This window comes from Arthrobacter sp. 01N442, from assembly GCF_056399345.1.
In genome coordinates this window covers 36,923-50,059 of the sequence record NZ_JBFTRD010000003.1, presented here as the reverse complement: position 1 = coordinate 50,059, position 13,137 = coordinate 36,923, and the positions used below count along the sequence as shown (strand labels likewise).

The following is a 13,137-nucleotide window of genomic DNA, read 5'->3' as shown; positions in this document are numbered from 1 at the left end:
AGATGATCAACAAAGTTGTTGCCAGCGCCGCCGAGGCCGTCGCGGACATCCACGACGGCGCCTCCCTCGCCGTCGGCGGGTTCGGGCTGTGCGGCATACCGGTGGCCCTGATCGACGCCCTGCACGCGGGCGGCGCAACCCAGCTGGAAACCGTGAGCAACAACTGCGGCGTGGACGACTGGGGGCTCGGCATCCTGCTCAAGGACGGCCGGATCCGCCGCACCATCAGCTCCTACGTGGGGGAGAACAAGGAATTCGCCCGCCAATACCTTGCCGGCGAGCTCGAGGTGGTCCTCACCCCGCAGGGCACGCTGGCCGAGAAGCTGCGTGCCGGCGGGGCCGGCATCCCCGCCTTCTACACGCCCGCCGGCGTCGGGACCCAGGTCTCCGACGGCGGGCTGCCGCAGAAGTACGACGCCGACGGGAACGTCGCGATCGCCTCGGCGGCCAAGGAAGTCCGCAGCTTCCACGGCGCCGACTATGTGCTGGAGGAGGCCCTGACCCCGGACTTCGGCCTGGTGCACGCGTGGAAGGGCGACCGGCACGGCAACCTGGTCTTCCACGCCACGGCGATGAACTTCAACCCGCTCTGCGCCATGGCCGGACGGATCACCATCGCCGAAGTCGAGGAGCTCGTGGAGCCGGGGGAGCTGGACCCGGAGCACGTCCACGTCCCGGGGATCTTCGTCCAGCGGGTGGTCCTCGCGCCGCAGGCGGAAAAACGGATTGAAAAGCGCACGGTCGCGGTCACCGCGGCCCCCACCGAGCAGGCAGGAGCGTAGCCGTGGAGACGAACAACGCGCAGGGCGCGCCGCCCCGGCCCGAGGCGGTCCGGCACGAATACCGGCGTTCCGCCGTCGAGCACGTCGGCGGCGCCCACGGTAAAGGCTGGACGCGCAACGAACTGGCCGCCAGGGTGGCGCAGGAACTGCATAACGGCCAGTACGTGAACCTCGGCATCGGCATGCCCACCCTGATCCCGAATTACATTCCGGCCGGCGTCGAGGTGGTGCTGCACTCGGAGAACGGCATCCTCGGGGTCGGGCCTTACCCGGCGGAGGACCAGGTGGACCCTGACCTGATCAACGCGGGCAAGGAAACCGTCACCGTCAACAAGGGGGCCGCCTTCTTCGACTCCGCCGCCTCCTTCGGCATGATCCGCGGCGGCCACGTCGACGTGGCGGTGCTGGGGGCCATGGAAGTCGCCCAAAACGGCGACCTCGCCAACTGGATGATCCCCGGCAAGATGGTGAAGGGCATGGGCGGGGCGATGGACCTTGTCTTTGGCGCCAAGAAGGTCATCGTGATGATGGATCACGTGGACCGCAACGGCAACCCCAAGATCGTGGAAAAGTGCACGCTGCCGCTTACCGGCAAAGGCTGCGTCGACCGGATCATCACCGACCTTGCCGTGATCGACGTTGTGACCGAAGGTGGCAAATCCCGGCTCGTGCTGCGGGAGCTCGCCCCCGATGTCACCGCGGAGGACGTGGCAGCGGCCACCGGTGCCGAACTTTTCGAGGAAGACCAGGAACTGACCGTATGACAAGGAATGCAGTGCCCGGGTCCGGAACCGGCCGCCGGGTGATCGAACAGCGCGGCCTCTACTTCGACGAACTCGAAGAAGGCGTGCTCTACGCGCACCGCCCAGGCCGGACCGTGACCGAGACGGACAACGTCCTGTTCACCACCATGACCATGAACACCCAGGCGCTGCACCTCGACGCTGCGTGGAGCGCCGGGCAGCCGTTCGGGCAGCGGCTGATGAACTCCATGTTCACGCTCGCCACCCTGGTGGGCCAGTCCGTCCCGCAGCTGACCCAGGGCACCATCATTGCCCAGCTGGGACTGACGGATGTGTCCTTCCCGCACCCGCTTTACCACGGGGACACGCTGTATACGGAGACCGAGGTGACCGGCAAACGGCTGTCCTCCTCCCGGCCCGGCCAGGGAATCGTGACCATGCAGCACACCGGCCGGAACCAGGACGGTGTGGTGGTGGCGCTGGCCACGCGCAGCTGCCTGATGTGGACCCGCGAGGCGCATGCCGCGCAGGAGCCGGGGCGGCAGGCGGGCTCGCCGCAGGCGGGGCGGCAGGCGGGCTCGCCGCAGGCGGGGCGGCAGGAACCGGCCGAAAAGGGGACAATCGAAGCATGAGTTTCCTGATGGGCCCTGCCCTGCTGTTTTGCCCTGCCGACCGGCCCGAGCGGTACCAGAAGGCGGCCGAGCGCTCCGACGCCGTGATCGTGGATCTTGAGGACGCCGTCGCGCCCGCGGACAAGCAGCGCGCCCGCGGCGCCATCCTCGCCCAGCTGGGGTCCGCCGGCGACGTTCCGGAGCTGGACCCGAGCCGCACGATTGTCCGGATCAACCCCGCCGGCACGGAAGAATTCGAAAAGGACCTGCACTGCCTCAAGCACACCCCGTACCGGCACGTGATGTTGGCGAAGGCCGAGAGCGCCGCCCAGCTCAAGGAGCTTGAGGGCTACAGCGTGATCGCCCTGTGCGAGACGGCCGCTGGCATTGTCAACGCCGCCGAGATCGCCGCGGAACCCAACGTCGTCGGCCTGATGTGGGGCGCCGAGGACCTGCTCGCCTCGCTTGGCGGCACCTCCAGCCGCAACGACGACGGCGGCTACCGCGCCGTGGCACTGCACGCCCGCTCCACTGTTCTGCTAGCGGCCCGCGCCTTCGGCAAGGACGCGATCGATTCCGTTTACGTCAACATTCCCGACCTGGACGGCCTAGCCGCTGAGTCCCGGGACGCCGTGGCCTCCGGCTTCGGTTCCAAGGCCTGCATTCACCCAAACCAGGTGGCAGTCGTCCGGGAAGCCTACGCCCCGTCAGAGTCCGACGTCGCCGCGGCCACCGAACTGCTGGCCGCGGCTGCCTCCGCCGGCACGGGCGTGTTCCAGTACCAGGGCAAGATGATTGACGGTCCGATCCTCAAGCACGCCGAGGCCACCCTCCGCCGCGCGGGCCGCTAGGGCTCAGAGGGATTCGTTGCCCGGGCACCGTGGTGGGTGCGCGGGCCCGGGCGTCTTTGGCGGCGCCGCGGTTGTCGTGTGCCCGGGCCTCGTCGATTAGCCAAAAATGGCCGCTATGCCAGGTCCTATTGCGGCCATCTGTGGCGAATGGGGAATCGTCGGAGCACATCTTGGTGCCAGGACCGAGCCGCGGGGTGTCCCGGCGGCCACGGGGTGTAACAACGACCGCCGTGGGTCCAAGGCCGGCCCGGGGTGTGCGTGGACCGCGCTGCCCCCGGCCCAGACCTCCTCGATTAGCCAACGACGGTCGTTATGACACGTCCCATAGCGGCCATCTGTGGCAAATGGCCCTCGGCGGCAGCGCGGATCCCCGAGCCTGAACTCCGAAGGATGGGCATGTCCACCCGGACCAGTCGAGGCGGAGCATGCTCAGCGCTTCCACTGGTACCTGTTCTCCGGCCGGCCCGCGGCTCCGTACCTTGGGGTGAGCCGGGCATAGCCGTTGACCACCAGGTACTCGAGGTAGCGGCGGGCACTGACCCTGGAGAGCCCCATCCGCAGCGCCAGACCCGCCGCGGAAACATCCTCCGGGCTGGCCTGCAGCGCCTCAATGACCGCGTCGAGGGTAGGCCGGGACAACCCCTTGGGCAGCCGCGGCGCCGGGCTTCCCGCAGGACCAGCGGACTGTGGCGCCGACTCGGAAGCGTCCACACCTTCAGCCGCCGCGACGCGGGGTGCCGGTGCCACCAACCGGTCGATGCGTGCCTGGTCCAGTGGGCCCGCGGCCGCCCCGGCGACCAGTTCGTCGCGCAGCAGGACGTAATCGTCCAGCCGCTCGTTCAGGGCCTGCGAGGTGAAGGGCTTGACCAGGTAATGCAGCACGCCGCCGGCCATCGCCGAGCGCACCGTCTCCAGCTCGCGCGACGCCGTGATGACCAGGACGTCGACAGCCTGGCTTGGTCGGTTTCGGAGCCCCTGCAGCACGTCCAGTCCGGACATGTCGGGCAGATGGATATCGAGCAGGACAAGCTCGGGCAGCAGCTCCGCCGCAAGGTCCAGTCCCTGCTGCCCGGTGTGCGCCGTGCCGACGACGTCGAAGCCACCGCGCGCCAGCAGGAAGCCGTGGTGGATCCCCGCCACTGCCACGTCATCGTCAATGATGAGGGTGCGTATGCCGCTCATGGTCGTTCCAGTACCTCCTCTTGTGTCTTGGCCCCGCCGGTCGGCAGCCCCGCCGTCGCAAGCCCGCCCGCCGGAACCCCGTCTGCCGTCGCAACCCCCGCCGTCTTGAAAACTACGGTAAAGCAGGCACCGCCCAGTTCTGAACGCGTTACCGCGGCGCTGCCGCCCCGTCGGCGGGCCACGCGCTGCACCAGCGCCAGGCCCAGGCCGCGGGTGTTGATGCCGTCCGGCTTCTTACTGGTTACCCCGGCCTCGAACACCGCTTCCCGCTCGGCCTCCGCTACGCCCGGACCCTCGTCCTCTACGGTGAGAGTCCGCCGGCCTCCTGGTGCCTCAGCCAGGGCGACGGCGATCGTGCTGTCGTAGCCAGCGGCGTCCACGGCGTTATCGAGCAGGTTGCCCAGCACGGTGATGACGTCGTCGGTGCCGTCGGGGGAGCACACGGAATCCGGCGCCACGACAATGTCGATGCCGCGCTCCGCGCAGACCGTGGACTTGGCGATCAACAGGGCCCGGACGCCGTCGTCGGTGATCCCCGGAGCGAGCGGCCGGTTCACGAACGCGGCATCGTCATGGCTGCGGCCCAGGTACTCCACCGCCTTGGACTGCTCGCCGAGTTCCAGCAGCCCGGAGATTACGTGCAGCTTGTTGGCGAACTCGTGCGCCTGGGCCCGGAGCGCCTGCGTCACGTCCAGGGCGCCGTCGCGGTCGCGCAGCATGGTGTGCAGCTCGGTCCGGTCGCGCAGGATCAGGACCTTGCCCACCTCGCGGCCGTCCACGGTGGCCGAGTTGACCTTGCCCAGCAGGATCCGTTCCCCGGAGAGCACCAGTTCCTCGGTGCTGGACCCGGCCGAGAGGAGGCGGTGGATGCCGGGCTCCAGCGAGGCGGTGGCGGCGGTGCCAAGGATCTCCTCGCCGACGCCGAGAAGCCGGCGGGCTTCGTCGTTCACCAGCGCCACCCTGCCCTCGGCGTCGACCGCCACCAGGCCCTCGCCGAGGCCGTGCAGCATGGCATCGCGGGTTTCCAGCAGGGCGGCGATGTCCTCGGGCTCGAGCTTGTAGATGCGCCGCCAGACCAGCTTCGAAACATACATGGCGCCCAGCGAACTGAGCAGTGCGGCCCCGAGCAGCCAGCCGAAAAGCAGCGGGAGGTCCTCGTTCAGGTCCGCCGCCAGGGTGCTTTCCAGCACACCCACCGACGCGGAACCGATCACCGTACCGGCGCGGTCAAAGATGGGAACTTTCACCCGCCAGGACTCGCCCAGGGTCCCCGTCTGGGTGCCCACGTAGATGTCACCGGACAGCGGCACCGAGGGATCGGTGGAGACGTGCTTGCCGATCTCCTCCGGGTTCGGGTGTGACTGCCGCACGCCGTTGCGGTCCGTCACCACCACGTAGGTGACGTTGGAGGCCTGGCGGATGACCTCGGCGATCGGCTGGATGGTCTGGGCCGGGGACTCGGTGCGGAAGGCGGAGATAACGGAGGGCAGCCGGGCCACGCTTTCGGCCACGCCGATCAGGCGGCCCTTGTACGCGTCGCGGAGCTGTTGTTCCTGCATCCGGATCGTCACGGCGCCCACCACGGTGAGGACGGCCAGGACGATCCCAAGCTGGAGGGCAACCAGCTGGAAGCGCAGCGGAATCCTGTGAAACATGTCACAAGTCTCCCATTCGGCGGCGCTGCGGCCCGCCGGATGACGCCTTCCCGCCGTGACCAATATGACCACTACTACCTCTACGTCCGAATACTGTTCCCGGCCCCGCGCCGCCCCTACGGTCGCAGAAGTGATTCCAATGATGTGCATCACATTCGTACAAGGAGAGATAATGACGTCCCACCTCAACTTCACCCGCAGGGCAGCCCTCACCGCAGGCGCAGCCGGCCTCGCGCTCGCCATGTCTGCCTGCGCCGGCGGCGGGGCCGCCACCGGTTCCAGCGGGGACTCGGTCAAGAAGCTCAGCATCATCGTTCCCGCCAACCCGGGCGGCGGCTGGGACCAGACCGGCCGCGCCATCCAGGCCGACCTGCAGTCCAACAAGCTCGTCTCCTCGGCCCAGGTGACCAACATCGGTGGCGGCGGCGGAACCAACGGCCTGGCCAAACTCGCCACCGAAAAGGACGCCAACACCCTCATGGTGATGGGCTACGTCATGGTCGGCGCGGTGGAGACCAACGGTGCGAAGACCCGCCTCGAGGACACCACCCCGATCGCCCGCCTGACCGAGGAGCCCCTCGTACTCGTGGTGCCGGCGTCCTCGAAGTACCAGACCGTGCAGGACCTCGTCGCAGACATCAAGGCCAACGGCAAGGGCGTCGCCATCACGGGCGGCTCCGCTGGCGGCGCCGACCACATCCTGGCCGGCCAGATCCTGAAGTCCCAGGGCGTCGAGCCGGAGAAGCTGAACTACATCGGCTACTCGGGCGGCGGCGAATCCATCGCGGCGCTGCTCGGCAACAAGGTCCAGGCCGGCATCTCCGGCATCGGCGAATACGCGGAGCAGGTCAAGGCCGGCAAGGTCCGCGCGCTCGCCGTCTCCGGCAAGGCCGAAGTTCCCGCGCTGCCGGGCATCAAGCCGCTCAAGGACCAGGGCATCGACGTCGTGCTGACCAACTGGCGCGGAGTCGTGGCACCCGGCTCCATCGACGATGCCCAGCGAACCAAGCTGACCGAACTCGTCACCAAGCTGCACGATTCCGAAGCCTGGAAGTCCACCCTGAAGAAGAACAACTGGGATGACGCCTTCCTCGCCGGCGACGGTTTCAAGACCTTCCTCACCGAGGACATCACCAAGGTCAAGACCACCCTGACGCAGATCGGCCTGGTCAAGTAACAATGTCTTCGCAAGCTCTTACGCCCACCAGGCGGCCGACAGGGGAGATTCTTTTCGCCCTGTTGTTCGTGAGCGTGGGCGCGGCAGGGCTCCTGGCGGCGGGATCCATTCCGGTCCCGCCGTCGGAGACCGGCATCGGCCCCCGGGCTTTCCCCTACATCGTGTGCAGCATGCTGGTGCTGGTCGGCGCTGGAATTGTCGTCCAGGTCCTGCGCGGCAAGGTCGGCCAGGCCGAGGAAGGCGAGGACCTCGATGTCACAGCCAAGACGGACTGGATTGCCCTGGCCAAGCTCGTCGGCTTCGTGGTGCTCCACATCTTCCTGATCGAACCGGCGGGCTGGCCCGTGGCTGCGGCCGTGCTGTTCAGCGGATCCGCGTGGACCCTGGAGGCCAAGCCGCTCTGGAAGGCCATCCTGGTCTCGGTGATCATGGCCCTCGTGCTGCAGTACGTCTTCGGCGGCCTGCTGGGCGTCTCACTCCCGCCGGGCCCGCTGCTTGAGGGGGTGCCGTTCTTCCATGGATAGCTTCATGCTCCTGCTCGAGGGGTTCACGACGGCGCTCCAACCGGTCTACCTGCTCTACGCCCTGGGCGGCGTGTTCGTCGGCACCGCCGTCGGCGTGCTGCCCGGCATCGGCCCCGCCATGACGGTGGCCCTGCTGATGCCGATCACCTACGCGCTGGACCCGGCGGCGGCCTTGATCGTCTTCGCCGGGATCTACTACGGCGGCATGTACGGCGGCTCCACCACGTCCATCCTGCTCAACACCCCTGGCGAATCCTCCTCGATCGTCACGGCGCTGGAGGGCAACAAGATGGCGAAGGCCGGCAGGGGAGCGGCGGCGCTGGCGACGGCGGCGATCGGCTCGTTCATCGCCGGCACCATCGCCACCGTGCTGCTGTCCTTCCTCGCCCCGGTGGTGGCCGAACTCGCCGTCGGCCTCGGCCCGGTGGACTACGTGGCGCTGATGGTGGTGGCCTTCCTGACCGTGGGTGCACTGCTTGGGGCCTCGGTGCTGCGCGGGCTGGCCTCACTGGCCCTGGGGCTGTTCATCGGCCTGATCGGCATTGACGACAGCACCGCCCAGCAGCGATTCACCTTCGACAACCCCAACCTGGTGGACGGCATCGACATGGTGCTGGTGGCGGTGGGACTCTTCGCCCTCGGCGAGGCGCTGTACGTGGCGTCCAAGCTGCGGCACGGGCCGGTCGAGGTGATCCCGGTCAGCAAAGGCAAGAACGCCTGGCTGTCCAAGGAGGACTGGAAGCGTTCCTGGAAGCCGTGGCTGCGCGGAACCTTCATCGGCTTCCCGATCGGCACCGTACCGGCCGGCGGCGCGGATGTGTCCACCTTCCTGTCCTACGCGGCCGAGCGGAGGCTCGCGAAGGGCGCCCACAAGTCGCAGTTCGGCAAGGGCGCGATCGAGGGCGTCGCCGGACCGGAGGCGGCCAACAACGCCGCCGCCGCCGGTGTCCTGGTGCCGCTGTTGACCCTCGGCATCCCGACGACGGCCACCGCCGCCATGATGCTGACGGCATTCCAGCGCTACCAGATCCAGCCCGGACCGCTCCTGTTCGAAAACCAGGGCGCCCTGGTCTGGACCCTGATCGCCTCGCTGTACGTGGGCAACTTGATGCTGCTGGTGCTCAACCTGCCACTCGTGGGCCTCTGGGTGAAGATCCTGCAGATTCCGCGGCCCTTCCTGTACGCCGGCATCCTGGTCTTCGCCGCGCTCGGCGCGTTCTCGGTGAACTTCTCGCCGAGTGACGTCGGCGTCCTGCTAGTGGTGGGCATCCTCGGCTACTTCATGCGCCGCTACGGCTACCCCGTGGCGCCCATGGTGGTGGCGATGATCCTGGGCCCGATGTTCGAGGTGCAACTGCGGCGCTCGCTGCAACTCTCCCAGAACGACCCCTCGGCCCTGTTCTCCACCCCGTTCGCCGTTGTGGTCTACGCGACCATGGCGCTGATCTTCCTGGGTTCCTGGTGGCTGCGCCGCCGGCAGGCCGCCCTGGAAGCGGTGGCGGAGAAGGAGTCCGTGTCCGTCTGAGCGATCGAAATGACAGATCACGGCAGTGTTTCCAGCAAACACTGCCGTGATCTGTCGCTTGGCGCGGAAGGACAGGAGGAAGGACCGGGCACGGGCCGGGTGCGGGATACTGGAACCATGCAGCCGCGCAGAATCGTCCTCCTCGGATCCACCGGGTCCATTGGTACCCAGGCCATCGACGTCGTCGACGGCGCCCCGCACCGCTTCGAGATCGTGGCCCTCAGCGCCGGCGGAGGCAACCTGGAACTCCTCGCCCGGCAGGCCGTGCACACCCGGGCCCGGGCGATCGGCATCGCCGGCGGGGACGCCGCGGCCCTGCAACAGTTGATCGACGACGCCGCCCGCGCGGCCGGCGTCAGCGGCTACCGTCCGGAGATCATCACCGGACCCGACGCCTCCACCCGGATCGCGGAAATCCCGGCCGACGTCGTGCTCAACGGCATCACCGGTTCGATCGGGCTTGCCCCCACCCTGGCCGCGCTCAAGTCCGGCGCGACGCTGGCGCTGGCGAACAAGGAATCCTTGATCGTGGGCGGCGCGCTGGTCAAGGCGGCCGCGCGCGAAGGGCAGATTGTCCCGGTCGACTCCGAACACTCCGCCATCGCCCAGTGCCTGCGCTCCGGCACCGCGGCCGAGGTGGACCGGCTGGTGCTGACCGCTTCCGGTGGCCCGTTCCGAGGCATGACCCGGGATCAGCTCCACGACGTCACGCCGCAGGATGCCCTGGCCCACCCCACCTGGGACATGGGACTGATGGTCACCACCAATTCCGCGAGCCTGGTCAATAAGGGCCTGGAGGTCATCGAGGCCCACCTGCTCTTCGACATCCCCTTGGACAGGATCGACGTCGTGGTCCACCCGCAGTCGGTGGTCCACTCCATGGTCCAGTTCGTGGACGGGTCCACCATCGCGCAGGCCTCGCCGCCGGACATGCGCCTGCCCATCGCCCTGGGCCTGGGCTGGCCGGACCGGGTGGCCGGCGCCGCGCGGCCCTGCGACTGGAGCAAGGCCACCAGCTGGACCTTCGAGCCGCTGGACACCCTGGCCTTCCCCGCCGTCGGACTGGCCAAAGACGCGGCCGGGCGGGGGAGCACCTTCCCGGCCGTCTTCAATGCGGCCAACGAGGAAGCCGTGACGGCCTTCCACGCCGGCCGGATCCGCTTCACCGATATTGTCGATACCATCGAAGCCGTCCTCAGTGAGCATTCAGGATCCTCCGGGCTGACGGTCGAATCCGTGCTGGATGCTGAACAGTGGGCACGTGCGCGGACGCTTGAGCGTTTGTCCGTGGGAAGTGCCTAAGAAGCAGCCGACCAATGGCCAGGAAGTAGCAAGCCCAGCATGAGCCCCGTAGTCCTCTTTATCCTCGGCGTCGTCTTCGTCGTGATCGGCATAGCCGTGTCCATCGCCCTGCACGAGGTGGGGCACCTGGTCCCGGCCAAGCTCTTCAAAGTGCGCGTCACGAAGTACATGATCGGATTCGGACCCACCCTCTGGTCCAAGCGCCGGGGCGAAACCGAGTACGGCTTCAAGGCGATCCCGCTGGGCGGCTTTGTCTCCATGATCGGCATGTATCCGCCGAACAAGACCGACGGCAGCGTCCGGCCCTCCAGTACCGGCATGTTCCAGTCCCTCGCCTCCGACGCCCGGTCCCTGGCGCATGAAGAAATCGGTCCCGAGGACGGGAACCGGGTCTTCTACCGGCTGCCGGTCTGGAAGAAAATCATCATCATGCTCGGCGGTCCCGCGATGAACCTGCTGATCGGCCTGGCGCTGACCGCCGTGCTGCTGATGGGCTTCGGGGTTTCCGAGTCCACCACCACCATCGCCGACGTCTCCAAATGCCAGGTCAAGGCAGGCGAGACCGTGGATCCCAATTCCGCCGACTGCAAGCCCACCCCCGCCGCCGCAGCCGGCCTCAAACCGGGCGACCGCATCACTTCCTTCGACGGCAAGGCTGTCACCAACTGGGAGGAGCTCACCGGCTGGATCCGCGCCTCGGCCGGCAAACAGGTCAGCGTCACCGTGGAGCGCGACGGCGCCCCCGTCGCCACCACGGTCACCCCGGTGCTGTCCTCGCGCCCGGTCGTCGGCTCGGACGGACGCCAGGCCAAGGACGCCGACGGCAAGCTCCAGTACCAGGACGTCGGTTTCCTCGGCATCGGCGCCCAGACCGCGCTCGTGCAGCAGCCGGCCTCGTCCGTGCTGCCGATGGCCGGCGAGAACATCAAGCAGATCGCCGGCGTCGTCGTGAACCTCCCGGCCCGCGTGGCCGGCGTGGCGCAGGCCGCCTTCAGCGAGGAGCCCCGCGACCCCAACGGCCCCATCAGCGTCGTCGGGGTGGGCCGGGTGGCCGGCGAGGTCGCCGCCATGGAGCAGGTTCCGTTGCAGAGCCGGGTGGCGGCCCTGGTGGGCTTGCTGGCCGGACTCAACTTCGCGCTGGCTGTGTTCAACCTCGTCCCGCTGCTGCCGCTCGACGGCGGCCACGTGGCCGGGGCGCTGTACGAGGGGGCCCGCCGGCAGATCGCCAGGCTGCTCGGGCGGCCGGATCCCGGCGCGTTCGACATCGCTAAGCTGCTGCCGGTGACCTACGTGGTGGCTGTGCTGCTGATGGGCATGGGCGCGCTGCTGATCTACGCGGATATCGTCAAGCCGGTCAACCTCTTCGGCTAGCCACACCGCCCGGCCCCGGGTCAACCGAAGACGGCAGTTTCTTCACAGTTAGCTTATTTCGGCTGATTATAGATAATCAGTTGTAAATGGTTGATTCATCGGAATCAGCCGCCTAGGGTTGGGGCTATGTACGTGATGACCATCGATCAGCGCGGCAGCAGCAACGACGTGGACCGTGTCCCCGGGCTGCTGGCGGAAGTGGCGAAGCTTTGCCCCGACGCACGCTTCGAGCGCTCCGTCGGAGACGAGATCCAGGGGGTGCTGGAGCATCCCGGCCCGGTGGTGGAGCTCGCCCTGCACGCGCTCCGCAGCGGGCACTGGTACGTGGGCATCGGCGTCGGACCCGTGGAGCTCCCGCTGCCTGCGAGCCCGCGGGAAGGGGCGGGTCCGGCCTTCGTGGCGGCCCGCGCCGCCGTGGAGCGGGCCAAGGCGGCGTCCTCCCACGTCCCGCTCGCCGTCGTTTCCGGCGGCCGCCCGCGGGGGAGCGCCGCCGGCTCGGCGGAAGAGCCGCCGGGCGCCACGGAGTGCGCCAATGCGGAGGCGGTGCTGCGGCTGATCGGACGCGTTGTTCAGGACCGCACCGCTGCGCAGTGGAAAGTGGTCGACGCGCTGCGGGGCCTCAGGCAGGGACAAGCCGAAGCGCACGGGACGCAGAAGATCGCCGCATGGCAACTCGGAATCACCGAACAATCGGTGAGTCGCGCCCTGCTCCGCTCCGGCTGGCAGGAAGAATGGGCGGCGAGGCCCGCGGCGGAAATGCTGCTGGCCCTGGCCCACGGCCTGACCACCGGGACGGAGACCGCCGCCAGGCAGAACCCAGCCCGGCAAGACCATAGCGAAGGAGCCCGGTGAACGCCCTCTGGATCACGCTGGCCCTGCTGATTTCCGGGTTCGGCGGCTGGCCGGTCACCGCCCTCGTCTTCCGGCTCGCCCGGACCATCGATGACCGCTCGGACAGCCGCGCCGACGCTGCCGCCGGCTCCCTGCACACCGCGGATGACCCGGCCGGGGCGGTCGACGGCGACATCACCCTGCCTGCGGAGGAGCCTGCGGGGGTGGGCGCGGCTGCGGTCGCCCTGCCCGCGGAGCACGGCGCCGTCACCCCGGCCCCAACCGACGGCGCCGGGCCGGCTCCCGCGGTTCCCGGAGCCGGCACGCGGATCCTGCGCGGCGGCGCGATCATCGGCGTGCTCGAGCGCCTGGCAGTTTGCCTGGCCATCCTGACCGGCCAGCCCGTCGCGATCGCCTATGTTGTCGCGATCAAGGGGCTCGGACGCTTCGCCGAACTGAAGGAAACGCCGGTGGCCGCGGAGCGGTTCATCATCGGCACCCTCACCTCGCTGCTGTGGGCGGCGGGGGTCGCGGCCCTGGTCAAGGTCCTCTTCCTCGGCTGAAAGTAATGGTCCCCACGGAC

The 13,137-nt window shown here is 68.6% G+C and carries 13 protein-coding genes; 11 read left to right on the top strand and 2 right to left on the bottom strand.

Annotated features, from left to right (window positions below; translation table 11 throughout):
• Window positions 1–2 precede the first annotated feature (2 nt).
• The 4 genes from AC1DNC_RS05960 to AC1DNC_RS05945 are packed head-to-tail and all read left to right on the top strand — an operon-like array spanning window position 3 to window position 2,987.
• Window positions 3–782: a CoA transferase subunit A gene (locus AC1DNC_RS05960; RefSeq protein WP_476861643.1), complete on the top strand. Its 780-nt coding sequence runs from the start codon at window positions 3–5 to the stop codon at window positions 780–782.
• 2 nt (window positions 783–784) lie between these two features.
• A complete protein-coding gene (locus AC1DNC_RS05955) occupies window positions 785–1,546 on the top strand; it encodes a CoA transferase subunit B (protein WP_476861642.1) in 762 nt (253 codons plus the stop codon).
• Window positions 1,543–2,157 (top strand): MaoC family dehydratase, encoded by a 615-nt coding sequence (locus AC1DNC_RS05950; protein WP_476861641.1) that lies wholly within the window; start codon window positions 1,543–1,545, stop codon window positions 2,155–2,157. Before AC1DNC_RS05955 ends, AC1DNC_RS05950 begins: the two co-directional genes overlap by 4 nt.
• On the top strand, window positions 2,154–2,987 hold the full coding sequence (locus AC1DNC_RS05945) for an HpcH/HpaI aldolase/citrate lyase family protein (protein ID WP_476861640.1): 834 nt from the start codon (window positions 2,154–2,156) through the stop codon (window positions 2,985–2,987). Before AC1DNC_RS05950 ends, AC1DNC_RS05945 begins: the two co-directional genes overlap by 4 nt.
• Window positions 2,988–3,416: 429 nt before the next feature.
• Here the strand turns inward: AC1DNC_RS05945 and AC1DNC_RS05940 are convergent, their stop codons facing one another.
• Window positions 3,417–4,169: a response regulator transcription factor gene (locus tag AC1DNC_RS05940; protein WP_476861639.1), complete on the bottom strand. Its 753-nt coding sequence runs from the start codon at window positions 4,167–4,169 to the stop codon at window positions 3,417–3,419.
• Window positions 4,166–5,824 carry an ATP-binding protein gene (locus tag AC1DNC_RS05935; RefSeq protein ID WP_476861638.1) on the bottom strand — a complete coding sequence of 553 codons (1,659 nt, stop codon included), beginning with the start codon at window positions 5,822–5,824 and terminating at the stop codon, window positions 4,166–4,168. The genes AC1DNC_RS05940 and AC1DNC_RS05935 overlap by 4 nt, the downstream gene beginning before the upstream one ends.
• A 172-nt stretch (window positions 5,825–5,996) precedes the next feature.
• On the opposite strand from AC1DNC_RS05935, the gene AC1DNC_RS05930 reads away from it, so the two are divergent.
• The 7 genes from AC1DNC_RS05930 to AC1DNC_RS05900 all read left to right on the top strand — a co-directional run bounded on the left by AC1DNC_RS05930 (window position 5,997) and on the right by AC1DNC_RS05900 (window position 13,117).
• The gene (locus AC1DNC_RS05930) at window positions 5,997–7,001 is read left to right on the top strand and encodes a Bug family tripartite tricarboxylate transporter substrate binding protein (protein ID WP_476861637.1); all 1,005 of its coding nucleotides are present in this window, start codon (window positions 5,997–5,999) and stop codon (window positions 6,999–7,001) included.
• Window positions 7,002–7,003: 2 nt separating this feature from the next.
• Entirely contained in the window at window positions 7,004–7,525 is a 522-nt protein-coding gene (locus AC1DNC_RS05925) for a tripartite tricarboxylate transporter TctB family protein (RefSeq protein ID WP_476861636.1), read from the top strand.
• Complete coding sequence (locus tag AC1DNC_RS05920) at window positions 7,518–9,050, top strand: tripartite tricarboxylate transporter permease (protein WP_476861635.1); 1,533 nt, start codon at window positions 7,518–7,520, stop codon at window positions 9,048–9,050. The genes AC1DNC_RS05925 and AC1DNC_RS05920 overlap by 8 nt, the downstream gene beginning before the upstream one ends.
• Window positions 9,051–9,167: 117 nt before the next feature.
• The gene (dxr, locus tag AC1DNC_RS05915) at window positions 9,168–10,352 is read left to right on the top strand and encodes a 1-deoxy-D-xylulose-5-phosphate reductoisomerase (protein ID WP_476861634.1); all 1,185 of its coding nucleotides are present in this window, start codon (window positions 9,168–9,170) and stop codon (window positions 10,350–10,352) included.
• 39 nt (window positions 10,353–10,391) lie between these two features.
• The gene (locus AC1DNC_RS05910) at window positions 10,392–11,723 is read left to right on the top strand and encodes a M50 family metallopeptidase (RefSeq protein ID WP_476861633.1); all 1,332 of its coding nucleotides are present in this window, start codon (window positions 10,392–10,394) and stop codon (window positions 11,721–11,723) included.
• 126 nt (window positions 11,724–11,849) lie between these two features.
• Window positions 11,850–12,575, top strand: coding sequence for a MarR family transcriptional regulator (locus tag AC1DNC_RS05905; RefSeq protein ID WP_476861632.1), 726 nt, complete (start codon window positions 11,850–11,852; stop codon window positions 12,573–12,575).
• Entirely contained in the window at window positions 12,572–13,117 is a 546-nt protein-coding gene (locus AC1DNC_RS05900; protein WP_476861631.1) for a hypothetical protein, read from the top strand. Before AC1DNC_RS05905 ends, AC1DNC_RS05900 begins: the two co-directional genes overlap by 4 nt.
• The last annotated feature ends 20 nt before the right edge of the window (window positions 13,118–13,137 follow it).

Coding starts and splice junctions, on each gene's coding strand:
- AC1DNC_RS05935 (WP_476861638.1), bottom strand. CDS start 5,824: ATGTTTCACAGGATTCCGCTGCGCTTCCAGCTGGTTGCCCTCCAGCTT.
- AC1DNC_RS05910 (WP_476861633.1), top strand. CDS start 10,392: ATGAGCCCCGTAGTCCTCTTTATCCTCGGCGTCGTCTTCGTCGTGATC.
- AC1DNC_RS05925 (WP_476861636.1), top strand. CDS start 7,004: ATGTCTTCGCAAGCTCTTACGCCCACCAGGCGGCCGACAGGGGAGATT.
- AC1DNC_RS05930 (WP_476861637.1), top strand. CDS start 5,997: ATGACGTCCCACCTCAACTTCACCCGCAGGGCAGCCCTCACCGCAGGC.
- dxr (WP_476861634.1), top strand. CDS start 9,168: ATGCAGCCGCGCAGAATCGTCCTCCTCGGATCCACCGGGTCCATTGGT.
- AC1DNC_RS05905 (WP_476861632.1), top strand. CDS start 11,850: ATGTACGTGATGACCATCGATCAGCGCGGCAGCAGCAACGACGTGGAC.
- AC1DNC_RS05950 (WP_476861641.1), top strand. CDS start 1,543: ATGACAAGGAATGCAGTGCCCGGGTCCGGAACCGGCCGCCGGGTGATC.
- AC1DNC_RS05940 (WP_476861639.1), bottom strand. CDS start 4,169: ATGAGCGGCATACGCACCCTCATCATTGACGATGACGTGGCAGTGGCG.
- AC1DNC_RS05920 (WP_476861635.1), top strand. CDS start 7,518: ATGGATAGCTTCATGCTCCTGCTCGAGGGGTTCACGACGGCGCTCCAA.
- AC1DNC_RS05960 (WP_476861643.1), top strand. CDS start 3: ATGATCAACAAAGTTGTTGCCAGCGCCGCCGAGGCCGTCGCGGACATC.
- AC1DNC_RS05945 (WP_476861640.1), top strand. CDS start 2,154: ATGAGTTTCCTGATGGGCCCTGCCCTGCTGTTTTGCCCTGCCGACCGG.